Genomic DNA, 22,497 nt, shown 5'->3' with positions numbered 1-22,497 from the left:
CTGGTTCCCTTCGGGACGCCCTACGGGAACCGTCCTATCAGTCGCCACCGACACGACCGGGCGGCGGAAGGCTGTCACCGGGCGTGACAGTGCCCGGTCCCGTCCTGTGGGCTGCCGTGACCTGCGAGTCCGCCGGCGCGGTCGGTGAGCTGCTGACGGGCGGATCCACGGGGGGACCGACCGCCGTGGCTTCTCGTAACCTGTTCGGATGACCTGGCGAGCACTGCACCTCTCCCAGCCCATCGAGCGCGCCCCCGAGGCGGTCGCCGCCTTCGCGGGGAACCCGGAGAACCTTCCGCTGTGGGCCGCGGGACTCAGCAGTGGCATCCGGTGCGAGGAAGGGCGCTGGGTGACGGACTCGCCGATGGGAAAGGCCGAGGTGTCCTTCTCGGGTCCGGTGGAGCACGGTGTGCTCGATCACGACGTGACCCTCCCGGACGGCACGGTGACGCACAACCCGCTCCGCGTGCTTCGCAACGGCGAGGGGAGCGAGGTCGTCTTCACGCTCTTCCAGCTTCCCGGCGTGGCGGATGACGCCTTCGACCGGGACGTGGCGCACGTGCGTGCGGATCTCGCCCGACTGCGGAACCTCCTGGAGTCCCAGGGGCGGTAGATGCATCCGGCCGGGCCGGGTGCGCTGGCCGGGCCGGGTGCGCAAGGGGCAGTGCGCCCCCGCCCCGCCGCCAGGTGAGGATCGTTCAGGGCCAAGGTCAGGTCTGAGTGTGTGGGGACCGATGAGTTCGGCTGGCAGGCCGAGTCACAGCAGGGAGCGGTAGCGCGCGTTCCCGCGCGCGGGAACACCGCGTCTCAGTGCTGGAGGCTGACAAGATCGATCTTGGACCGCCGCTCGGTCGATGGCGACCGTGATCCGCAACGTCCCCGACGGGACGCTTGCCCTGCCCACACCGTGCCCGGACTATCGACTCGGGGCATTGGTCGGTCATGTCGCCGGCCTGGCGGTGGCGTCAGTCTCGTTTGAATGCCTCCCTGCGCAGCATCTGGAACAGCGTCGGGGCGCCTTCGGAGGTGGTCACGGCGACGAACTTCCGTAGGAACCGGATGTCGGTGGCCTGCCCGAGCATGCTGGCGGCGAGGTCCGCGCGGCTGGTGAAGATGCCGGCCGCCTGGTTCTCCTGAAGGCCGTAGCTCGTCACGCCAGGCGCGTCGAACAGACCCGAGGGGCGCATGATCGTCCAGTCCAGATCGCTGGCACGCGCGAATTCCTCCATGCGGCGCATGTCGGCGTAGGTGGTCCTGCCGATGGTGGCGGTGAGTACTGGTTGGAGAATCCGGTTCATCAGAAAGCCGCCGTCGGCGTGATGATGCGGTTCGGTGGCGCTGGAACTCACTGCGACCAGGCGCCTGACCCCGTGCCGGCGCATCGCGGCGTCGATGGTGTGGATTCCGGCGCTGTAGACGTCGACAGGCCGGCGGGTGAACGGCACGCCGAGCGTGGACAGCACCGCGTCGGCTCCCTTGACGGCTCGGTCGACGGCCGGCCGATCGTGGGCGTCGGCCTCCACGACGTCCAGGCGAAGGTGCGTGATCGGGAACTCCGCCGGTCGCCGGGTCACCGCGGCGACCTCGTGGCCGGCGGCGAGCGCCTGCTCGGTCAGCAGCCGACCGGTGGGCCCGTTGGCTCCGAAGACGGCGATTCTCACTGTGTCGTTCCTCCTCGTTCAGGTGCGCCTGTAGGCACGTGTGGTTCCGGTTGTTCGCGGGGCTCGACGGCATCCAGTTTCACCGGATCGAGGATCAGGTTGATCTCGACGACAGTGGCGTCGACGACGGTCATTCCGGCGACCGCGATGACGCCGTCCGGCCCTCGAGCGATGATTCCGGCGGCTCCGTTGACCAGCGCCGGGTGACACAGCTGGGCGAAACGCGGTCCCACCGTGGCGGCATGCCTGGCAACTGCTTCGCGRCCGCTGATCAGTCCGGGCAGTGGTATCGGCATGGGGCGGGAGCCGATGTCGATGCGGAAGACCACGTCGGGGTGAAGGATGTCGAGCAGCGCGTGGAAGTCGCCGCCGCGAGCGGCTGCCAGGAACGCCGTCACGACCTCGCGTTGCCGGGCGGGATCGGTCTGCGTCGCGGTCGGGGCCCCGCGGACCCGGCGGCGCGCCCGGCTGGCAAGCTGGCGGGCGGTCGCGGGTGTCCGGTCAAGGATCGACCCGATCTCCTCGAAGGGGACCGCGAAGACGTCGTGCAGGACGAACGCGAGCCGTTCGGCTGGTGTCAGAGTCTCCAGCACGACGAGCAGCGCCATCCCGACGGCGTCGCCGAGCTCGGCCTGCTGCTCGGGCCCGTCCTGGGCGTCGGCGACGACGAGCGGTTCGGGCAGCCAGGTGCCCTGATGGTTCTCCCGACGAACCCGGCGGGAGCGCAGCATGTCCAGGCAGATCCGTCCGATGACCGTCGTGAGCCAGCCCCGCAGGTCGGCGATTGTGTCCGGCGCGCCGCCGTTGAGCCGCAGCCACGCCTCCTGGACGGCGTCCTCGGCATCAGCGCGCGAACCCAGCATCCGGTAGGCGACCGCGAACAGGTGCTGTCGCTGCGCCTCGAACTGCGCGGTCGTCCACGCCTGGTGCGTCGTCATCGCCGTGAGACCTCCGCCGCCGTTGGTTCCTGCCCTGGTGGACGCGCAACGCCGAGCGAATGTGACATGACGTCCGGCGGTTCGACATCGAGGTGACGGTCACCGCTGTCGCCGATGGTTCGGCCGCCATCGCTGTGAGGGCCACCCCCGCCAACCAGTGCCTGGTGCCGTGACCAGCGGGGTTCGTCCGGCGGCCCGCGCCTGCATGGCCTGCTCGGCCGGCCGTGGGGTGATGACCGTGGGCTGCTTGCCGAAACGGCAAAGAAGCTTGGGGGTGAGGGACGTCATGGATGAGAGTGGTCGAATGATCGACAACGCTGCGGCCGGATCGCCCACCTCCCACGCCCCCTCGCCCACCGACGCCTTCCTCGGAGACCCCGCGGTGCAGGAGCAGTGGGACAGGCGGTACGCCGAACGGGAACAGCTGTGGAGCGGCCAGCCCAACGGCGCACTCGTGGCCGAGGTCGCCGGCCTGACGCCCGGCCGGGTGCTGGACGTCGGCTGCGGCGAGGGAGCGGACGCCATCTGGCTGGCGAACCACGGCTGGGACGTGACCGCGGTCGAGGTCTCGGCCGTGGCGCTGGAGCGGGCGACCAGGCACGGGCGGGACGCCGGTGTCACGGTGCGGTGGGTGCATGCCGAACTCACGGAGGCGGCGTTCGCACCGGCGTCCTTCGACCTGGTCTCCGCCCAGTACCCGGCCCTGCTGCGGACGTCCGACGCCGCGGCCGAGCGGGCGCTGCTCGCGGCTGTCGCACCGGGCGGTGTGCTGCTGTTCGTGCACCACGCCGGTGTGGACACCCATCCCCAGCACGACGGCGGCTTCGACCCGGCCGACTTCGTGTGGCCCGCGATGATGGCCGCGCTGTTCGACGACGACTGGGTGGTGGAGGTGGACGAGCAGCGGCCGCGCGTCGCGCCGGTCGGCGGAGCCGGCGCCCACCACGTCGACGATGTTGTCCTGCGCGCGCGTCGGCTCCGCTGAGGTTCGCCTGAAGGCCCGAGATGCGCCTGGGATTCGCCTGAGGTTCGCCGCCCCGGGAAGGGGTCCCGGGGCGGCGGGTTTCTAGAAGGGGGTCAGCCAGAGGGTCGCCGACGTCGGCGCCGTGTCCTGGATGTAGGAGGCGAAGCCGGCGACGTCGTCGAAGGCGAAGCCGTAGGCGCGGCCGTCCTCGGTGTGCTCGTGCAGCGCCCGGGCGTAGTGGTTGGTGGTCGGGTCGCGGTAGAAGCCCGCCGGGTCCGTCGCCGGCTGGGTGGGCTGGGTCAGCAGGGTCGACCGGTTGAAGCCGGCGCCCAGCACGGCGGCCACCGGGCCGGTGACACCGTCGTTGGGCGCCGCGAGCGCGCCGTCGCAGAACAGGACGTCCCGCGTGCTCGGCCTCGCGAAGGGCGCGACGCCGCCGTCGAAGCGCAGCAGGCCACCGTCCACCGTGCCGGTGTGGGTGCGCGTCCCGACGTCGACGGTGAGCGGACGGGTGGCGGCCTGGCGCCACACCGCGTCGATGTAGCCGTCGTAGTAGGACGCGGGGAAGACGCCGGCTTCCAGACCGTGCCCGGGCGCGATCACCCGGGTGTCGCCGACGACCAGGGGAGTGAACGTGGGATGGGCCCGCAGCGCGTCGAAGACCGCGGCCCGGCCGCCCGCGGCCAGCCGGCCGGTCGTCTGGTCGGCGGCGCCGCGCAGCCGCAGCGCCATCGGCACGCTGAACATGTCGACGGCCGTGGTGTTGCAGAACATGCCGGCCGCGTTGTGCGTGAACTCGACGAAGTCGTGCACCACGCCGAAGCTGGGATCACTGCGCACCCAGCCGGCCGGATGCTGCAGGGCCGGGGCGCCCGCACCGTCGGCGACCACCTTGAAGCGCAGTTTCGCCCCGGTGGACACGTAGATCCGCCCGGACATCGCGGGCGGGACGACGAACGGCGTGTCGCCGTCCGGCACGAGGGGGATGGCGAGGTCCGCGAAGCCGTCCGGGCCGTTGTCGGCCGGCGAGACCTGGGCGAGACTGCCGTCGGGACGGGCGTACACCTGCCGGCCGGTCGTCAGATCCGTACCGACGACGTAGAGCCAGATCTGGTTGTTCGCATACCGGTAGGTGTGGTTCACCACGGTCAGTGGCAGACCGGTGCCGCTGGAGGCGGCGGCCAGCGTCGCGGCGAGCGGGTGCTCCTGGCCGTGGCCGCCGGCTCCGCCGGTGACGGACCAGGCGGCGCCCCCGGCGGAGCCGGCGGCCACGGCGGACGCCGCCAGCAGAAAGGTGCGGCGGTTCGGCATGAGATGCCTTTCGTTGGCTCAGAAGGCGTTGAACACGCGGGTGAAGTCGAGCGGTGCCGTGGCGAGGCCGCCGCAGGTCGGCTGGGCGTAGGAGACCGGGCCGCCCGGGCAGGGCTGATCGCGGGTCAGCGACCACATCGACAACCAGGCAAGGTCGACCCGGTCGGCGAAGTCGACCAGCTGCTGTGCGTCCGCCAGGGTGAACACCTCGCTGGCGACGTCGTTCACGCCGATCATCGGGGTGACCGCCACCCGCGCCCACGCCTGCGCGTCCGACAGCTCGAACACGCCCCTGATCTGGGCCTGCGTGGCGGTGGCGGCGTCGATCGCGTACTGGCCCATCCGGCCGGCGGGGTTCGGTGCCGCGCCGTCGCCGTAGTCCATCGCCATGACGTTGACAGCGTCCACTGTCACGCCGTTGTCCCGGGCGTTGGCCAGCAGGTCGACCCCGTCCTGAGTGAGGCCGGACGGCAGCACCGGCAGCGTGAACGAGACGTCCAGGTGCCGGCCGGCGGCTGTGGCCTCCCGCTGGAGCTGGGCGATCGCCTGGGCCCGCCGGGTGTTCGCGGTGACGTCGGGCAGGGCGGCGCCCTCGACGTCGAAGTCCAGGCGGGTCACCCCGTAGACATCGACCACCCGGCGGTAGGCGGCGGCGAGATCGCCCGCGGTCGAGCAGGCCCGGGCCAGCTCGGTGCCGGCGACTCCACCGAACGACACCCGGACGTCCCCGCCCAGTTCCCTGAAGCGGCCGATCTGGCCGGGCACCCCGTCCATCGTGAGGTCGGTGACGCCGCCCCATCTGGGTGTGCAGCCGCCCCCGCCGGCCACCACGAAGGCGAGGGTGACGTCCCGCAGTCCGGTTGCCTGCGCCGTGGCGACCAGGTCGTAAGGCGGATACAGCGAGGTGTCGACGTACGGCGCGAACCCGCCTGAGCCCGCTGAGCCGCCGAAACCACCTGCGCCGCCGAAACCACCTGCGCCGCCGGACCCGCCGGACCCGCCGGACCCGTTCGAGGGCGGCGGGGCCGAGGTGGTCGGGGCCGCCGTCGGCCCGCCGGTCGTCGGCTCGTCGGTGGGCGGGACGGGCGGAGAACTGGTGGACGGCGGCGCGGTCCCGGGCGCGGTGGCGGACGGCGCCACGGACGGCTCCGCGCCGGGGCTGCCGGGGCTGCCGGGGCTGCCAGGGCTGCCGGGGGTGCCGGGTGTGCCGGGGCCGGTGGTGCAGTCCGCGCCGTTGATCCGGCAGCTGGCGGGGTCGGCGACGCCGTCCGGCGCCGCGACGACGAAGCCGACGTCGAGTGACTCCCGGGAGGCGAGCGTGGGCTGCCAGGCTGGTGGGGTGACGGTGACGTGCCGTCCGTCCACCGTGTAGGCGGCGTTCCACAGCGAGGTGAGCCGCGCCCGCTCGGGCAGGTCGAACTCGAGGGCGAAGCCGTCCGGCGCGTCCGCCGAGTTGGTCACCCGGTACTGGGCCGAGTAGCCGGTGCCCCAGTCGCCGGTGCGGCTGTAGGCCGCGCCGAGCCCGGCGGCGTCGGCCGTGCCGGGCATGACCGCGGCCAGGGCTATCCCGCCGCCGAGGGTGAGCGCGGCCGCGCCACCGGAGATGATCTGACGACGGCGGCGACGGTGCCGGCCTCGCGAAGACGACATGTCGTACATACCTCCCGCGCTGGGTGATCTGCGGGTGGACGCTAAGGGCAGGTACGACGTCCGCCGGCTGTGCTTAGCCAGCGCAGAAACGCCCTTAAGGCCTGCTTAGGGTGTCGGCGTTTCGCTGGTCGGAGTCGGCTGGAACCGGATCCTTCGAGAGGGCGTCTGAGCCCATCCGGTTGATCGTTCCCGTGCGGAAGTGGGCGGATCCCCTGCAGCGCTAGGGTGATCGCGTCATGGCGAGAGCATTCAGGGGCGGTCAGTACGAGGCGCCCGCGCCTCAGCACAGCATGATCGGCGAGTGGCTCGAAGTCGGCGCCGAGCCTCGGCCGTGGCGGAAGCCGAGGCGGCGGAAGGTCCTGTTCGCGCTGGCCACGGTCCTGCTGATCGCGCTGACCGTGATGATCGCGCTGGTCTGGCCAGGCAGTGAAGCGGATGCCCCCCTGCCCGGTGCGACCCCCGAGGAGTGGTCCCACGCCGCCCCGCTCGAAAAGACCCTCCACGGCCATACCGGCTGGGTGCGGTCGGTGGTGTTCTCCCCGGACGGACGCACGCTGGCCAGCAGCTCCGATGATGGCACGGTGCGGTTCTGGGACATGTCCGACCGCACCAACCCCACCCGCCTCGGCGAGCCCCTCACCGGCCACGCCGACGCGATGGCAGCGGTCGCGTACTCCCCGGACGGACGCACCCTCGCGACCAGCTCCACCGACCGCACGGTGCGGTTCTGGGATGTCACCGACCGCACCAGACCAACCCTCCTCGGCCAAACCCCCACCGGCCACACCGACCGGCTGGAGTCCGTGGCGTTCTCCCCGGACGGGCGCATCCTCGCCGTCGGCTCCGATGACCAGACGGTGCGGTTGTTGGCGCCGTGAGAAGACCCCTCGCCCCTGACCGACAGCACTGAGGGAACGCGGTCGGCGACGGGGGCCGGACGGAGGAGCCGGTGGGACGGCAGACTCAGCGTGCGCGGGTCCGGGAGCCTCGTCGGTGGCGTGTGCGGCGCCTGCCGGCCGGTGCGCCGGCGGCGGAGGTCTCGGTGCGCAGCCGCAGCCGTAGCTCCGCGCCGCCGAGCGGGGACCGGCCGACTGTCAGCTCACCGCCGGTCGACTCGGCGAGGCGCCGGGCGATGTCGAGCCCGAGTCCGGTCGAGCCCGCTCCGCCGGCCCCGCCACCCCGGCGAAGCGCCGCGGCCGGGTCGGCGACCCCCGGACCGGCGTCCAGCACCCGCACGGTGACAGCCTGGTCGGTCCGCCGAAGGTGGACAGCGAAGGCGACGCCCTCGGCGGTGTGTCGGAAGACGTTGCCGAGCAGAGCGTCCAGCGCGGTCGCGAGCTCCGCGGGTGCCACCGGGACCGGGGCCGGCCGGCCCACTCCGGAGACCGACCAGCTGCGTCCCTGGTCCTCGGCAAGCACGGACCAGAAGTCGGCACGGTCGCGGAGCACGTCGGCGGCGTCGCAGCGTGGGGCGACGACCTGCTCGTCACCCAGCGCCCGGGCCGCGCGGATGATGTAGTCGACCTCGTGCTCGAGCTGCGCCACGGCATGCCGGACAGCCGTGGCCGCCGCCGCAGCCGCCGCGTCACCTCCATGACCGCTGCCCGCGAGGCCGCCGCCGACTCGGCCGTCAGCGGAACCGTCGACCCAGCCGTCGGCCTCACCGTCGCCGTCGAAGGAGCCGCCGCCCAGAGCGGCGGTGTTGAGGCGTAGCACGGTCAACGGGGTGCGCAGCCGGTGGGACAGGTCCGCGGCTCGTTCCCGTTCGGCCGCCAGCAGCATCCGGACCCGGTCGGCCATCGTGTTGAAGGCGACGGCCGCCTCGTGCAGTTCGGCGGGCGCGGCCTGGTCGGCGACGTGGGCGCGGGCGGTCAGGTCGCCCGCGCCCAGTTCCCGCGCGGCGCGGGCAAGGCCACGGGCCGACCGCACGATGCGGGTGCCGAGGCGGTCGGCGACCAGCACCGAGGCCAGCACCAGCGCCGCGGCGACGCCGCCCAGCACGAGACAGGCCCGCGCGACGCCCCGGTCAAGCTCGGTGTCCGGGATGAACACCTCGATCACCGCGATCCGCGCACCCGTCACCGCGACGGGTCGCAGCAGGACGGACCCGCGGGGAACCGCGACCACCGCCGAGCTCCCGGCGCGCGCGACGGAGGCCAGCTCGCTGTCCCCGACCCGTGACCGACCGACGGTGACGAGGGGCGCGGCCCGGGTCCGCGCTGCTGTGGACCCCGGAGCAGGGACGTGGACCGCGACCCGGCCCTCGGCTCCGCCGCGGGTGCTGGCCAGGGCACGGCGCAGTGCCGCCTGGTCCGTCGTGACCGCCAGCGCCGGACCGAGTTCGGCGGCCCGGCGCTCGCCGTCGGTGAACGCCCGGTCATGCGCGGTGCGCTGGACCGTCAGCACGAGCGGGACGAGGAACGCCAGCGCCACCATCGTCGTCACGGCGATCGAGACCCGGGCAAGCGCCCACCTCATCGTTGCCTCGCTGGCCTCATGGGCGAGGAGGATCCAGCTTGACCCCGACGCCGCGCACCGTGTGCAGATACCTCGGCCGGGCCGCCGTCTCCCCGAGCTTGCGCCGCAGCCACGACAGGTGGACGTCGATCGTCTGGTCGCCGCCGTACGCCTGCTGCCAGACGGCGGCCAGCAGCTCGCGGCGCGGCACGACCTCACCGGGGCGGGCGGCCAGGTAGGCGAGCAGGTCGAACTCACGCCGGGTCAGCTCGAGCTCCCGCCCGTCCACCACGGCGGTGCGCTGCCGGGGGTCGACCACCAGGTCACCCACCCGGAACGCCGGCGTGCGGCCGGCGGTGGCGGGGGGACCCGAGCGGCGCAGCACGGCAGTGACACGTGCGTCGAGATGCTCCGGGGAGAACGGTTTCACCAGGTAGTCGTCGGCGCCGCTGTGCAGCAGCCGGACCATGGCCGGCTCGTCTCCCCGCGCCGTCGCGACGACCACCGGGACGTCGCTGACACCGCGCAGCATCCGCAACGCCGCGGCCCCGTCCAGATCCGGCAGACCCAGATCGAGCAGGACGAGGTCACAGCCGACCTGGGTCACCTCCCGCAGTGCGTCGAGCGCCGCGCCGACGCTGCGCACCGCGTGCCCGGCCGCTGACAGGTGCCGCACCAGCGCGGCGCGCACGTACGGGTCGTCCTCGACGACCAGGATCGTCGCCACCCGGCTACCGGCTCGCCTGCGACGTCATGGGGTGACTCCTCCCGACGGGCGGGGCGGCGGTGGGCGACGCCGTCGACCTGAACTGTCACGGATATGGCAATATCGCACCGCAATGGCTGGGACACTGAGCCGCCTGGCCGCCTGGGCGGTCGCCACGGCGCTCGCCGTCACCCTGTCCTGGTTCGCCGTCTCCGACGTCCTCGCGGGGGAGACGCTCGTCGAGCGGCCGGCGTCAGCCGTCGCCCTCGACCCGCCGACGGCCAGGCCCGGCTCCCCGAACGGTGCGCCGCTCGGCTCGCCCTCGGCGCTGCCCGGGCCGCCGTCAGCATCCTCGACGCCGGCGACCACCGAGGCCCTGACCGAGGCTGGAACGGGGGATGGGAGCGGATCCGGGGCTGGAACCGGGCCCGCGTCACCCGGACCCGCGGTGGAGGGCGCGCTGCCGCGTTCGCCCGGTCCGGCGGAAGCCCCCCGTGCCGGAACCGGCACCAGTGACCCGGCCGCGTTCCCCCCGTCGACCGCGACCCCCACACCGGCAGCCGCCGGCGCTCCCGCAGCCCAGAGCTACCAGCTGGACGGAGGACGCGTCGTGATCGAGACGACCGAGGTCTCCGCCCGCCTGGTGTCGGCCACCCCGGAGCCCGGCTGGACGGTTCAGGCCTGGCAGGCCGAGGGGTGGCTACGGGTCGACTTCAGCCGCGACGGTCGGACGTCCTCGTGTTTCGTCACCTGGAACGGTCATCCACCCTCCGTCCAGATCACCTGACGGGGGCTCATGGCCGCAGGGGTCCGATGAGTTCGCAGGCCCGGGCCAGCCATAGCAGGCAGGGGAGTGGTAGCGCGCCTGCCTGCTGTGGGCTGGCGGGAACACTGCGATCTCACTGCTGGAGGCTGACATGATCGATCTTGGACCGGCTGCCCGGTCGATGGCGACCGTGCTCCGCAACCTCCCCGACGGGACGCTTGCCCTGGCTACACCGTGCCCGGAGTACCGGCTCGGGGCGTTGGTCGGTCATGTCGCCGGCCTGACGCTGGCACCGGGTGATCGGCTTCAGCGGAAGAGACCCGCGTCCGCCGCGGTTGGTTCCTGCCCTGGTGGACGCGCAACGCCGAGCGAATGTGACATGACGTCCGGCGGCGCGGCGCGGTGCGGTGCGGTGCCGCCGTCGTGGCCCGGCCGTGCCTGTCAGCGGAGCCGGCGTCCACCACGTCGACGACCTGGTCCTATGCGCCGGCCGGCTCCGCTGAGCCACAGCCCGTGACCGGCGTCCCGCTCACCTGGAACGGCCGCCGTCTCGTTCCCGGCGGCATGGCAGAAAATCCTCCGGGGCGATCCCGGAGTCGCCTTCTTCGCCCGGCGGGAACGCTTGGGTCGGCGCGCTCGAAGACGGCCGTGTGCTCACGCTGAGCCGGCAGCCCGCGCGCGCTGAGGGCAACATATGATCTACTGGAGTGTGGCCGCGCAGTATGGCCGTCGGACCCGCTGAACCATGGCTCCGCTCCACCGGCAGTGCGAACCCGGTCGGCACAAGTTTCCGCAGCGAGTGAGATCGCCTGGATCGGCCGAACTGCCTGGTGTTGGCGGATCCAATTTCTCTACCAGGCAATAGTGAGGATTTCGGGTGAGGTGCCCTGRCCCGGTGTTTTGGGTGCGGGTCGCGCCACATCCGAAATATCCTACACCGGGCGGCGTCATCGGCTACACCGTGGCAGACTGGGGTCGGCAGTCTGTCCACCCGCGTTCCAGCCTGYACTGTCGCCCTACTACAGTTCGTCGAGTGTCAGGTGCCGCGAGGCATGCGGACGGACCGGCCGGGAGTCAGGGTGGAAGACCGAGCATGGGATCGGCTCGTGAACCAGCTTCGCAACGGCGAGTGCACCCCGTTCCTCGGCGCTGATGTCTGCCATCCGACCTTGCCCACGGCCGGGCTCCTCAGCGCCGACTGGGCCGCCCGCTACAACTACCCGTTTCCGGACTCGGCGACCGAGCTCCCTCGCGTCATGCAGTATGCGGCCACGGTAGAGGGTGAGGACCTCTACATCAAGGAGCGACTGGGTGCGGAGCTGGCCGCCAGAGGCCAGCCGGACTTCTCCGACCTCTCGGAGCCTCATGCGCTGCTGGCCGAGCTTCCCGTCAAGGTCTACGTCACGACCAATTATGACAACTTCATGACGGACGCGCTCCGGGCATCCGGAAAGAATCCCCGGACTCTGGTCTGTGGGCGAGGTGAACAGCCCGGATCGGGGGTAGGCGCTCCGAACCACGACTTCGACCGCCCGCAGGTCGACAGGCCGATTGTCTTCCATCTGTACGGGAATCTCGGAGATCCGCATACCCTCGTGCTCACCGAAGACGACTATCTTGACTTCATGGCAAATCTTTCGGCCAACCGCACCGCGATACAGCAGATTATTCCGATCTCGGTGCTTCCGGCCCTCAAGAACACTCCGTTGCTGTTCATCGGCTACAGGTTCGGGGACTGGAACTTCCGGATTCTCTTTCATACGTTGCTGCGTGCACTGGCACCGGTCCACCTGCGGCGGCACATCAGTGTGCAGCTTGCGCCGAACGGTAACGGAGAAGCCGGCCTCGACGCTCGTGCGCGGGCCTATCTCGACAAGTACTTCGACAAGCGGAACATCACGGTTTTCTGGGGCAGTGCCACGGAGTTCTGCGAGCGGCTGCGGTTCCTGATGGGGTCGGCGTGACAGCGGCCTCGCCGGCCGGACCACGCCGGTCGCCCTATGTGGGGCCGCGCTCGTACCGGGCAGAYGAGGAAGATCTCTTCTTTGGCCGGGAGCGCGAGTCGATCGAGGTTGCGACCCTGTGGTCCGCCCACCGACTACTCGTGCTGTACGGTGCCTCCGGGGTCGGCAAGACGTCGCTCGTGGCCGCTGGAGTCGTGGCCCAGGTCGCCGGCGGATCTGCGGAGATCCTGCCACCAGGGCGGGTGTCGCACTCCTCGCCGGTTCCCACCGCGGCGCGTTCCCAGCACAACCCGTACACGTTCGCGCTGCTGTCGTCATGGTCACCGCATGATTCACCGAACCAGCTTTCCGGAATCTCGGTCACCGAGTTCCTGGAACGGCGTACCGAACGTCGCGACCGATATGGCGATCCGCTCCCGCTGTTCGCTGTGATCGATCGTTTCGAGGATGTTTTTCGGGATCATCCGTCCCGCCAGAAGTATCGGGGCGAGTTCATCGAGCATCTTGCGGATGCTGTCCGGGCGATACCGCGCCTCCGCCTGCTGATCTCGATCAGAGAAGACAGCCTGGCCAGCCTGCTTCCGCACGAGGCCGTTATCTCCGGAGAATCCAGGACGCGTTTTCGGGTCGACTCGTTGTCGGTGGAAGCCGCAGTGCGCGCGGTCGCGCGCCCCCTGGCGGGGAGCGGTCGTTCCTTCGCTCCCGGAGTCGCCGAGCGTCTTGTCGAGGATCTGTGCACGAGTGACTTCACCGACAGGCTGGGGAACACCACGGTCTTCAGGTCGGAGACGGTCGAGCCGGTTCAGATGCAGGTGGTCTGCTCCGCTCTCTGGGACGCGCTGCCCGCCGATGTCAGCGTGATCACGGAGAAACACCTGCGTGACCACGGTGACGTAAGGCGAACGGTAGCGGACTTCTGTCTGCGGGCCATCGCGGACGTCGCCCGCGACCACGGTCTCACCGAACTCGACCTGCGTGACTGGTTGGCGAGGTCCTTTCTGACCGAGCTGGGTACTCGCAACACGGTTTACGAGGGCAACGGTCAGACCGCGGGAATGGAGAACTCCGTCGTCCACGCGTTGGTGGACCGGCATCTGCTGAAAGTGGAATGGCGTTCTGGATCCCGTTGGTTCGAGCTCCAGCACGACCGCCTCATCGAGCCGGTCAGGGCGGGTGTTCGGCATTCGTTCGACAGTGACGACGGGCAGCCGGGCCAGGCCATCGACTACCTGCGGGCAGCCGAGTGGGCGCTCGCCGACGGAGAGCTCGAACTCGCCAACAAACACGCGCTGGAGGCGGTTCGGCTGGCTGAGGGCGATCCCCGCACCCTGGGGGAGGCCGAGTCCTTTCTCGGAAATCTCGCCTATCAGAGTGATCGCTACGAGGATGCCGAGAAGCGCTATCGCCGGGCGGCGGTGCTTTTCGAACTGGTGCAGGATTCGACGGCGGTCGGGATGCTGCTGGCGGCGATCGGTCAGCTCCTGCTGCGGGCAGGTCGCCACGCYGAGGCCCTGAGCGACCTGCAGGGTGCCGTCACCCGGCTGCAGGGCGATGTGATGCTGCGGACCGAGCTCGCGCACGCGCTGCGCCAGGCGGGTCAGCTCCGCGGCGCGGAGGGCGCCTACGGCGGGGTGCTGAGCTACGCGCCGACCACTGTGGACGCACTGGCCGGGCGCGGCGCCGTGCGCACCGAGCTGGGGGACTTCGCCGGTGCGCTGGCGGATCTGGACAATCTCGCCAGGCTCAGGCCCGCCGTGGCGAAGAGACCTCCGGTGCTGGCCGCCCGGGCGCACGCCCTGGCAGAGCTGGGGCGGATCGACGAGGCGCGGGCGCTCGCGACCGAGGCGCTTGCCAAGGAGCCGGCAGACGGCGCGATACGTTGGCGCGCGGGGGTGGTCGCGGCCAGAAGCGGAGACACCATGCGCGCCGTCGCCCATCTTCGAGCAGCGCTCGAGAACGCGGACCCGCCGCTCATGCCGCACCAGCGTGCAGGCGCCCGGCAGCTGCTGGACGAGCTCGCCCCGGAGCAGGAGGACGGCTGACCGTTGATGCGTCCGTTTTCGGGCTTGTGCTAAGCAGCAAACATCCTGACCGGAACCGGTCAATGCGGCCCGATTGCGTGCGTCCTGGTGCGCAGTAGTGACCGGGCAACGCCGTAGGGCCTCCGACGGCCCAATCCGGACCCTCGGCGGGGTTAGATGGTTGGGTCAAGGGTTCTGCTTGCTGCTTGGAGTCGATCGGTACGGGTTCATGACGGCCAACCAGTTCGACCGGTTACGTATGGGTAGCGGGATACAATCAATTTGTCGTGTGCACGGCGGGGCGGGAGGAAGTGCTGGTGAGCGGCATCTCGGGGGACAGCTCCGGTGGAGGGGAGCGGGTGCCCGCGGTCTGGGGCAACGTTCCGCAGCGGAACAAGAATTTCACCGGACGGACGTATCTGCTCTCCGAGCTGCGGGAACGTCTCGGCACGAAGACGACTGTTGTGCTGCCCCAGGCGGTGTACGGCCTCGGCGGTGTCGGTAAAACCCAGCTCGCCATGGAATACGCCTACCGCTTCGCGCGCGACTACGAGGTGGTCTGGTGGGTGTCGGCCGATCAGCCCGGTCTGGTCCGGGCTGGCCTGGCCGCGCTTGCACCCCGCCTCGGTCTCAACGTTCCGCTGGACCGGACGGAGGATGCCGTCGCGGCCGTACTCGACGCCCTCCGCAGAGGCGAGCCATACACACGCTGGCTACTGATCTTCGACAACGCCGATCAGCCCGAGGACCTCAAGGGTGTTCAGCCGCAGGGCACCGGGCACCTCCTCATCACCTCTCGCAACCGCCGCTGGCAGAGCGTGGTCGAGACGATCGAGGTCGACGTCTTCGCCCGAACCGAGAGCCTGGAGTTCCTCCAGCGCCGGGTTCCTGGGATCGCGCCGGAGAGCGCCGATCTTCTCGCGGAGGAACTGGGTGACCTGCCGCTCGCGCTGGAGCAGGCCGGTGCCCTGCAGGCCGAAAGTGGCATGACCGTCGACGAGTACCTTGCCCTCTTCGCGGAGAAGGCGAGTCAACTCCTCGCCGAGAACCTGCCGGCGGACTATCCGCAGACCGTGGCCGCGGCCTGGAGCGTCTCCAAGACGGCTGTGGCCGAACACAATCCCCAGGCGCTGGAGCTGCTGCGGCGGTGCRCTTTCTTCGGGCCGGAACCGATTCGCCGGGATTTCTTCAGCAACGGTCGTTTCGCCCTGGATGAGCCCATGCGCGGATTTCTCTCCGACGGGCTTCTCCTCGCACGGGCGACTCGGGAGCTCGGTCGATATGCGCTGGCGCGCATCGACAACAACGAGAACACCCTGCAGGTCCACCGGCTCGTTCAGCGGCTTGTCCGGGAGGAGCTGAACGCGGCGGAGGCGGAGAAGATCCGCCATGACGTCCATCTGATCCTCGCGGTGGCGGACCCTGGCAACCCGAACGACCCCAAGAACTGGCCCAGCTACGCGGAACTGTCGGCACACGCGACCAGTTCCCATCTGGTCGAATGCCAGGATCCCGGTTCCCGGGATCTGTTCACCAACATCGTCCGCTATCTGTACGCCTCCGGGGACAACGAGGTCGGTTTCAAGGAAGCGGATCACGCGATCACGAGGTGGAGTGAGGACTCCGGCCCCGACGATCGTCACGTCCTGGTCATGACCGGGCACAAGTGCAACCTGCTGTGGGCGTCCGGCGAGTACCAGGACGCCTACGAACTGCGCCGCTCGACACTGGAGCGCATGCGGGAAACGCTGGGCCCCGCCCACGAGGAAACGCTGGCCCTTCTCAGTGGGCACGGGGCGGACCTTCGCGCCCGGGGCGAGTTCGCCGGAGCCCGGGTGCTGGACGAGGAGTCGGTCGAGCTGCACCAGGAGGTCTTCGCGGACCACCTGTTGACGTTCTACGCTCTCAACAACCTCTCGGTCGACCTGGGGCTCACCAGTGACTACAAGGGCGCGCTCGAACTGAGCGAAAGGAACTACGACGACCGCCGAATCTTCTTCGGCGCGGACGACAGCATCCACGTGGTGCGGGCGCAGGCGACCCTGGCAATGGACCAGCGCCAGGCCGGGCTGTACCCGGAGGGCCGGCGCACCGCCGAGCGAGCCTACTCGCTCTACCGTGAACTGATCGCCCGCGGCACGCTTCGTGAGCTGCATGCGGACGTTCTGCGCGCAGCCAGGATCCTGTCGGTGAACCGGCGCAAGGCAGGTGACTTCGTCGAGGCGCTGGCCCTCGCCGAGGAGACCTACGAGAAATACACGACGAGCCATCCCCCGGACCACCCCGACCGCCTCTACGCCGGGCTGAACCTCGGCAATGCCCTGCGGGCGGTCAATCGGACCGAGGAGTCCTTCAACCGCATCAACCGCACCGTCAGCCGGTTCGCGGACGCGCTGGGTCCGGCCCACCCCTACACCTACGGCAGCGCGCTCAACCTCGCGTTGGTGAGGCGRCAGATGGGTGATCTCACCGAGGCCCGCAGTATCCTGGACAAATCGCTGGCCGGCCTGACCGATCGGCTGGGGCAGGATCACCACTACACGTTGACCTGCCTCGCCAATCTCGCCACGGCCATCTCGGAAAGTGGGGATGCCCCCGCGGCGCTCCAGATCGGTGCCGAGACGCTGCCGCGCTTCCGCGAGCTGCTCGGGCCGAATCATCCACACACGTTGGTCTGTGCCACCAACTACGCCCTCGACCTCCGGCAGGTCGGTCGTCTCGACGAAGCCGACGCTCTGGCGGCTGAGACGAACGAGCGCTACCACGAGGTCCTGTTCTCAGGGCATCCGGACGTCGTCGCGGCGGTGGAGGGCGAGCGGCTGGACTTCGACTTCGAGCCGAACCCGCTCTGATCTCAGGAAGGGCCCGGCGTAACACTGTCGGCTGCTATTCATGGGCCTGCGCATCGAGCCACCCTGCGAGGGCCTCCGGGTCCGGCCCGGCACCGGTGCGCTCGCGGAGGCACCGGTGCAACGTGCAGATGGTCTCCGGGCGTGCGATGAGGACTCGTTGAGCGGCGGTGTGCATCGTGCGGTGCGCCAGTGTGAGGCCCGCCCAGGCCTCGGTCCGCTCCGGCGTGTGCGCGATCTCCCGCAGGTAGGCATTCCGGGCCGCCCGGCGGTCACCCGCGATCAGAAGCAGGTCTGCCGTAGACGCGCCGGGGACAGCAGACAGGGGGAGATCCGGGTCGTGAAGATCGCGGCGTAGGGCCGCGAAGCGGTCTGGTTCCCGCAGCAGAAGATGGGCGAGCGAGAGGTAGGGGCTGCGGATCTCACCCCGCGGGGCACCACGCACGGCCCCTGAGGCTGTTCGCCAGTCCGGGCCGGGTCGCCCCGCCAGCCATGCGTCCGCCGCCAGGGAGACCCAGCCCTGGTCCACGTCGACGTTGCGCAGCCGCCAGCTCGTCCAGTGCTCGGCCGCGGCTACCCGTGCCAGTCCGCGGGGGAGTGCAGGAACCGCCTCGGCGCACCACCGGGCGGTGCTCGTCGTCATCCCGGCGAGGAAGTCACGCCCCAGCGCCGTCAGGTAGGCGGAGCTGCGCAGTTCGCCGAGCACCCGACGGACGGCTTCGCGCCAGCGCGCGAACTCGAAGTGGGYCAACCACAACCATGGCTCTTCGGCTGTCCGACGGTAGGTGCCCCAGAACTCGGTCAGGCCGAGATAGGCGTAGACCCCCTGGAACATTCCGCTGAGTGGACGCGGGTCGGAGCGCCAGGGCGCGTAGTGGAGGTCTCCACCGGGCTCACAGAGCCTGACAGCGTCCTGCAGAGCAGCGAGTTTGGTGTGCTGCAGCTCGTGGACCAGCGCTGTCGCCAGCTCGAGCCCGTCGGCGGCCGGACTCAGCCCGACGGCACCGGGCGCGTCGGCGGAGGTGGCGCTGAGCTTGCGCGCCATCGGGTCGGGGTCGAGCGGCACCAGACAGCGAACCCCGGCGGCGACCGCGTCGGCCTGCTTCGGCAGATGTCGCACGAGCAGCTCCCAGGCCTCGTCCAGCCGCGCGTTCCAGCCCATGATCTCAGCCGGGGCGAGGCGCTGGGCGTTGCGGAGCCCGGCGAAGCCGCGGAACGGATCAAGATCATCCAGGACGACCCTCAGCGATCGCCCGTCAACGGTGGACCGCAGCTGCCGCAGAGGCAGCCAGTGCGCCCAGCCGGTCAGTCCGGAAACGTTCCCCTCGGCCGAACTCTCCTCGGACCGGCTCGAGTCGGGGACGCTGACGGTCTCGTCCCCGCAGATGATTCTCAACGTCCCGGCGGGGGCATGCGCCTGTGCCCGCCCCCATCCGTTCGCGGCCTCCGTCCTGAACAGCCCCACCGTCGGGATCATCACGGATCCGTCGCGGACGCTGACGGTCGTCTCGAAAGTGAGGCCGGCGCGCCAGGCCGCGGCGGCCGCCACGGCTCCGAAATGACCGAGATCAGGTCCCGCCGAGGCCTGCTGACCGGTGGGGCCGAGCATCAACCGCAGGCAGTGCATGATCCAGCCACCGACCTGGGGATCCAGGAGCACTGCGGCGGCGGCTTCCGGAGCTTTGCGGCGCGTTTCGGCCAACACGGTCAGGGCGTCGGGGAAGCCACCTTCGGCGAAGGTCTGCGGCTCCTGCCTCCGCGACACTTCGGCGAAGAGGTGAACGAGCAGGATCCGTCTGCTCAGCTGCATCTGCCAGAGAGCGGCCAGGGTCGAGGGGCCGCCACCACCGGTCGCGAGCGCGTCGAAATCCGCCCGGGCCAGGCGGTGTGCCTCGTTCACCTGGCCTGCGTCGTGAGGCGCAGCAGGTCGGTCCGCACCCGGCCGCGGATGTGCCGGATCAGCGCCAGCAGATCGGGGCAGTAGACGGACGGGTTGACGAACCCCGCGCCCGCCCGATAGCGGTGTGGATAGTAGCCGCCACCACAGACCTCCAGGATCTCGCAGCGACGGCATTCGTCCGACAGGGAGACGACTCCCTGCTGCCTGGCGATCACGCCGGGGTGGGTCAGAGTCWGGTCGAAGGGAYCGTCCRCCACGGTCAGGCCCGTTGCGGCTGCCCCCGGATAGGCGGCCTTGAGTRCATCGACCTGCTCCAGAGCGCCGTCCGTCTCCACGACGAGGACGCTGCTGGGGGTCAGACCAATCTCCTCAGTGCCGCTCTGCCCGCCGAGCAGGACGTGGATGATTTCGGAGAAGAGTCGGATGTCGGTGCGCCGCCGGGGCGCGTCATACCACTCGTCGAACACTGGGATGAGCCAGTCCGCATACGGGGTGCGAGGATCGCCCGGTACCCGGCCGGGAGGCGGTGTRCTCCAGGTGCCGTGCGGAAGCAGAAAGTCGATGGTGGGTGGCTCGTGGCGCAGGAGCTCACCGAAGACCGCCAGCGGGTCGTTCCCAAGGTCGACGACRCACAGCAGGCCGGCGAACAGCTTCCGGTGCCGTTCGCTGCCCAGTCGCGCCAAGGCGGCCGCGACCTGGGCATGGCTGCCCCTGCCCGCCGCGGACATTCGGTGCCTGTCGTGGGCGGAAGCGGGGCCGTCGAGGCTGACGCCGACCCGCACGCCGTGCCGGTGCAGGACGGTCAGGACGTCCTCGTCGAGGAGAAGCCCATTGGTCTGCAGTGCGAGATCCAGTGACACCTCCCGGGGTGCGGTGGCTCGCAGAATGGTCAATGCCCTGTCCAACCACGCGGCCCCGGCCAGCAGCGGTTCGCCGCCGTGCAGAATCACGTGGACCGAAGCCAGTGCGTGCGCTCTGGCATGTTCCTGGATTCGGTGAGCTGTCAGGGCGAGTACGTCGAGGGCCATCACTGTCGGTCTCTCCCGCCAGCTCTGGTCCGCCATCTCGTACATGTAGCAGTAGCTGCAGGAAAGATTGCAGCGGCTGGCAATCTTGAGCACGAACTGCCGAAAAGGCTCCGCCCTCCACCCGCTTTTCGGTTCCGGGTTGGATCTGAGCCCCACCGAAAAATCCCCGGGCCCGCCTGTCGGCGGTCTCCCGGGGCTCGTGAACGGCACGACCATGGGACCACCATTTCCGGTTCTGTCGACCGTTCAGATGGACGACTGGAAACCGGCAATGGCGCTGGCCGGGTTTTTCGCCTCCCGAAGAATCCGTTGCAGGGCATGTGCGAGTGCCGAATCCGGGGATGTTTCCCCGGTCTGGTGGGACGGTATCGAGCTGAGCTGCTCGAAGTCGACCTCTGTCAGGTCGACGAGATCCGTCACGATCTCCGACGGAGACTCGTTCACCCGCGATCTCCTTCTGTTGCCTGTGGCGGTGGCCGATCGGTCTGGGGGCGCAAGGCCAGCAGACACGGGCTGGGCAGGTCATGAGGAACGCCTCGAGCGGCACCCAACTTGGATGGGAAATAAGAGTGTCCGATTTTCTCCGCAACGGCGCAACCATTGCCGCCCTGAGGCGCCGCACCCGGACCGGCCTGCTGACCTGCCATGATCGTGGCCCGGGCGGTTTTCTCGGTGAAACTCGTGGAGAGATGGTGTGGTGGTCGGGGCGGCATGGCAGCCATGGGCTGGGCCGATGAGCCGACCGACCCGGCCCGGAGCAGGTGCGTCGATCGTGCCGGACGTCGGCCGTGTGTTTGCTGACCGGTGGCAGATCGGCGCAGGGTCTCCATGCGGAACCCGGGCCTCATCCGCCTGGTGGATCGTGCGATGTGAGTGGCGCGCAGCCCGGTCGGACGCGCCGTTTCCCGGGCTATCCGGGCCGCATCTCGGACCGCCTGGGCAGCGCGGCCGGTCTGGCAATCCCCGGGGCCGCACGCTGGACCCCAGGCCCCGGCCTGGCGGCCGAACCGGCTGAAGCCCTTCCTTGGGGCTCCCGTGTCGGATGATGAGCGGGTCGGTCGCACCCACACCGCCCCGCGCGGGGTGGCGTGGGTGCGACCGTGGTGTGCGGTGTCGGCGTGGGTGGTCCCGGCAGTGTGGCCGGAGGCGGTGGACACTGTTGCCCGGAAGTCTCTATGTCACATTTCGTTGGTGACATCAGTCGGGTACGGCCGGCCTTCCAACAGGGAGGATCAGCTGCGTGTTGGATCCAGGAAACGGCGACGGGTCGTTCGCGTGGGACTTCTTCGTCTCGTATGACCCTGCCGACGTCCGCTGGGCGGAGTGGGTGGCCTGGCATCTGGAGGAGGCCGGTTTTCGGGTCATGCTCCAGGCCTGGGACACGGTGCCGGGTTCGGACCGGGTACAGCGCATCAACCAGGGGATCATCGGAGCGCGGCGGACCATCGCGCTGCTGTCCACCGTCTATCTCGGTTCGGTGTACGCCGGCGCGGAATGGCGCGCGGCCCGCGCGGATGATCCCGATGGCTTCGCCCGGAAGCTTCTCCCGGTGCGGATCGAGGAGTGTGAACAGCCGGGTCTGCTGCGGAACCTGGTCGGGATCGACCTGTTCGGGCTGTCGCCGGAGGCCACCCGCGCCTGTCTTCTCGAACGCGTCGGCCACGCGCTGGGGAACAGGGCGAAGCCGTCAGCCGAGCCGCCGTTTCCGCTGCCTGGCCAGGCGACGCCCCCGAGGGCCGAGMCGCCCTTCCCGCCGGAACAGCGGATCGGGGGGTCCGGAGAGCCCGAAACCCAGGCCCTGGTCGGCCACACCGGCGCCGTCGAGTCGGTCTTTTTCTCGCCGGATGGTGCGCTGCTGGCGACGGGTTCGCGGGATGGGACTGTTCGGCTGTGGGATGTGGCGCGTCACGTGGCCCGAGCGCCCCTTGAGGGTCATACGGACTGGGTGTGCTCGGTGGTGTTCTCGCCGGATGGTGCGCTGCTGGCGACGGGCTCTCGGGATCGGACTGTTCGACTGTGGGATGTGGCGAGCGGCGCGGAGGTGGTGAAGCTTGAGGGGCATTCGCAGTGGGTGTGCTCGGTGGTGTTCTCGCCGGATGGTGMGCTGCTGGCGACGGGCTCTCGGGATCGGACTGTTCGGGTGTGGGATGTGGCGAGCGGCGCGGAGCGGGTGAGGCTTGAGGATCATACGGACTGGGTGCACTCCACGGCGTTCTCGCCGGACGGAAAGCTTCTCGCGACGGGTTCCTGGGACAGGACGGCGCGGGTGTGGGATGTGGACA

At 70.1% G+C, this 22,497-nt stretch carries 17 protein-coding genes and 1 pseudogene; 9 read left to right on the top strand and 9 right to left on the bottom strand.

The window, feature by feature from the left end; all coding sequences use genetic code 11:
• The first annotated feature begins 208 nt into the window (after positions 1-208).
• Positions 209-613 carry an SRPBCC family protein gene (locus CC117_RS20775; protein ID WP_071086675.1) on the top strand — a complete coding sequence of 135 codons (405 nt, stop codon included), beginning with the start codon at positions 209-211 and terminating at the stop codon, positions 611-613.
• 238 nt (positions 614-851) lie between these two features.
• Positions 852-1,052, top strand: a pseudogene (locus tag CC117_RS40605) (maleylpyruvate isomerase N-terminal domain-containing protein); the annotation flags it as partial.
• Here CC117_RS40605 and CC117_RS20770 read toward each other — a convergent pair.
• Together CC117_RS20770 and sigJ are read right to left on the bottom strand one after the other, a co-directional pair.
• Positions 966-1,661: an NAD(P)-dependent oxidoreductase gene (locus tag CC117_RS20770; RefSeq protein WP_071086674.1), complete on the bottom strand. Its 696-nt coding sequence runs from the start codon at positions 1,659-1,661 to the stop codon at positions 966-968. The pseudogene CC117_RS40605 and the gene CC117_RS20770 overlap by 87 nt on opposite strands.
• Positions 1,658-2,599: an RNA polymerase sigma factor SigJ gene (gene sigJ / locus CC117_RS20765; RefSeq protein WP_071086673.1), complete on the bottom strand. Its 942-nt coding sequence runs from the start codon at positions 2,597-2,599 to the stop codon at positions 1,658-1,660. Before sigJ ends, CC117_RS20770 begins: the two co-directional genes overlap by 4 nt.
• 304 nt (positions 2,600-2,903) lie before the next feature.
• Here sigJ and CC117_RS20760 point away from each other — a divergent pair, with 304 nt between their 5' ends.
• Positions 2,904-3,584: a class I SAM-dependent methyltransferase gene (locus CC117_RS20760; protein WP_071086672.1), complete on the top strand. Its 681-nt coding sequence runs from the start codon at positions 2,904-2,906 to the stop codon at positions 3,582-3,584.
• An 81-nt stretch (positions 3,585-3,665) separates the two neighbouring features.
• Here the strand turns inward: CC117_RS20760 and CC117_RS20755 are convergent, their stop codons facing one another.
• A complete protein-coding gene (locus CC117_RS20755) occupies positions 3,666-4,874 on the bottom strand; it encodes a glycoside hydrolase family 64 protein (RefSeq protein ID WP_071086671.1) in 1,209 nt (402 codons plus the stop codon).
• Between the two features lie 18 nt (positions 4,875-4,892).
• Positions 4,893-6,524, bottom strand: coding sequence for a glycoside hydrolase family 18 protein (locus CC117_RS20750; RefSeq protein ID WP_071086896.1), 1,632 nt, complete (start codon positions 6,522-6,524; stop codon positions 4,893-4,895).
• A 236-nt stretch (positions 6,525-6,760) separates the two neighbouring features.
• On the opposite strand from CC117_RS20750, the gene CC117_RS20745 reads away from it, so the two are divergent.
• The gene (locus CC117_RS20745; RefSeq protein ID WP_084132492.1) at positions 6,761-7,402 is read left to right on the top strand and encodes a WD40 repeat domain-containing protein; all 642 of its coding nucleotides are present in this window, start codon (positions 6,761-6,763) and stop codon (positions 7,400-7,402) included.
• 85 nt (positions 7,403-7,487) lie between these two features.
• Here CC117_RS20745 and CC117_RS20740 read toward each other — a convergent pair whose 3' ends face one another.
• Positions 7,488-9,002, bottom strand: a complete 1,515-nt coding sequence (locus CC117_RS20740) for a sensor histidine kinase (RefSeq protein WP_071086669.1) — start codon at positions 9,000-9,002, stop codon at positions 7,488-7,490.
• A 16-nt stretch (positions 9,003-9,018) separates the two neighbouring features.
• Entirely contained in the window at positions 9,019-9,708 is a 690-nt protein-coding gene (locus CC117_RS20735) for a response regulator transcription factor (RefSeq protein ID WP_071086668.1), read from the bottom strand.
• A 112-nt stretch (positions 9,709-9,820) separates the two neighbouring features.
• Here CC117_RS20735 and CC117_RS20730 point away from each other — a divergent pair, with 112 nt between their 5' ends.
• From CC117_RS20730 to fxsT, 4 genes are all read left to right on the top strand, one after another.
• The gene (locus CC117_RS20730) at positions 9,821-10,474 is read left to right on the top strand and encodes a hypothetical protein (RefSeq protein ID WP_084132490.1); all 654 of its coding nucleotides are present in this window, start codon (positions 9,821-9,823) and stop codon (positions 10,472-10,474) included.
• A gap of 1,085 nt (positions 10,475-11,559) precedes the next feature.
• Entirely contained in the window at positions 11,560-12,417 is an 858-nt protein-coding gene (locus tag CC117_RS20725) for an SIR2 family NAD-dependent protein deacylase (protein WP_071086667.1), read from the top strand.
• A complete protein-coding gene (locus CC117_RS20720) occupies positions 12,414-14,459 on the top strand; it encodes a tetratricopeptide repeat protein (RefSeq protein ID WP_131803107.1) in 2,046 nt (681 codons plus the stop codon). Before CC117_RS20725 ends, CC117_RS20720 begins: the two co-directional genes overlap by 4 nt.
• A gap of 296 nt (positions 14,460-14,755) precedes the next feature.
• Positions 14,756-17,290: an FxSxx-COOH system tetratricopeptide repeat protein gene (gene fxsT / locus CC117_RS20715; RefSeq protein WP_116287854.1), complete on the top strand. Its 2,535-nt coding sequence runs from the start codon at positions 14,756-14,758 to the stop codon at positions 17,288-17,290.
• A 34-nt stretch (positions 17,291-17,324) separates the two neighbouring features.
• Here fxsT and CC117_RS20710 read toward each other — a convergent pair whose 3' ends face one another.
• The 3 genes from CC117_RS20710 to fxsA form a co-directional block, all read right to left on the bottom strand.
• Positions 17,325-19,187 carry an HEXXH motif domain-containing protein gene (locus tag CC117_RS20710; protein ID WP_071086665.1) on the bottom strand — a complete coding sequence of 621 codons (1,863 nt, stop codon included), beginning with the start codon at positions 19,185-19,187 and terminating at the stop codon, positions 17,325-17,327.
• Positions 19,184-20,308, bottom strand: coding sequence for an FxsB family cyclophane-forming radical SAM/SPASM peptide maturase (locus CC117_RS20705; RefSeq protein ID WP_241830290.1), 1,125 nt, complete (start codon positions 20,306-20,308; stop codon positions 19,184-19,186). Before CC117_RS20705 ends, CC117_RS20710 begins: the two co-directional genes overlap by 4 nt.
• A 153-nt stretch (positions 20,309-20,461) precedes the next feature.
• Positions 20,462-20,659 carry an FxSxx-COOH cyclophane-containing RiPP peptide gene (gene fxsA / locus CC117_RS20700; protein ID WP_071086663.1) on the bottom strand — a complete coding sequence of 66 codons (198 nt, stop codon included), beginning with the start codon at positions 20,657-20,659 and terminating at the stop codon, positions 20,462-20,464.
• Between the two features lie 796 nt (positions 20,660-21,455).
• Between fxsA and CC117_RS20695 the strand changes: the two genes are divergently transcribed.
• The coding region (locus CC117_RS20695; RefSeq protein WP_071086662.1) for a toll/interleukin-1 receptor domain-containing protein at positions 21,456-22,497 on the top strand (1,042 nt) is incomplete at its 3' end.

This window comes from Parafrankia colletiae (assembly GCF_001854655.1).
Classification (GTDB): Bacteria; Actinomycetota; Actinomycetes; order Frankiales; family Frankiaceae; genus Parafrankia; species Parafrankia colletiae.
This window is presented reverse-complemented; position numbering and strand designations above follow the sequence as displayed.

What these genes read in the sequence shown, in the direction of transcription:
- CC117_RS20740 (WP_071086669.1), bottom strand. Translation starts at nt 9,002, where the DNA reads ATGAGGTGGGCGCTTGCCCGGGTCTCGATCGCCGTGACGACGATGGTG.
- CC117_RS20750 (WP_071086896.1), bottom strand. Translation starts at nt 6,524, where the DNA reads ATGTCGTCTTCGCGAGGCCGGCACCGTCGCCGCCGTCGTCAGATCATC.
- CC117_RS20745 (WP_084132492.1), top strand. Translation starts at nt 6,761, where the DNA reads ATGGCGAGAGCATTCAGGGGCGGTCAGTACGAGGCGCCCGCGCCTCAG.
- CC117_RS20775 (WP_071086675.1), top strand. Translation starts at nt 209, where the DNA reads ATGACCTGGCGAGCACTGCACCTCTCCCAGCCCATCGAGCGCGCCCCC.
- CC117_RS20760 (WP_071086672.1), top strand. Translation starts at nt 2,904, where the DNA reads ATGATCGACAACGCTGCGGCCGGATCGCCCACCTCCCACGCCCCCTCG.
- CC117_RS20755 (WP_071086671.1), bottom strand. Translation starts at nt 4,874, where the DNA reads ATGCCGAACCGCCGCACCTTTCTGCTGGCGGCGTCCGCCGTGGCCGCC.
- CC117_RS20730 (WP_084132490.1), top strand. Translation starts at nt 9,821, where the DNA reads ATGGCTGGGACACTGAGCCGCCTGGCCGCCTGGGCGGTCGCCACGGCG.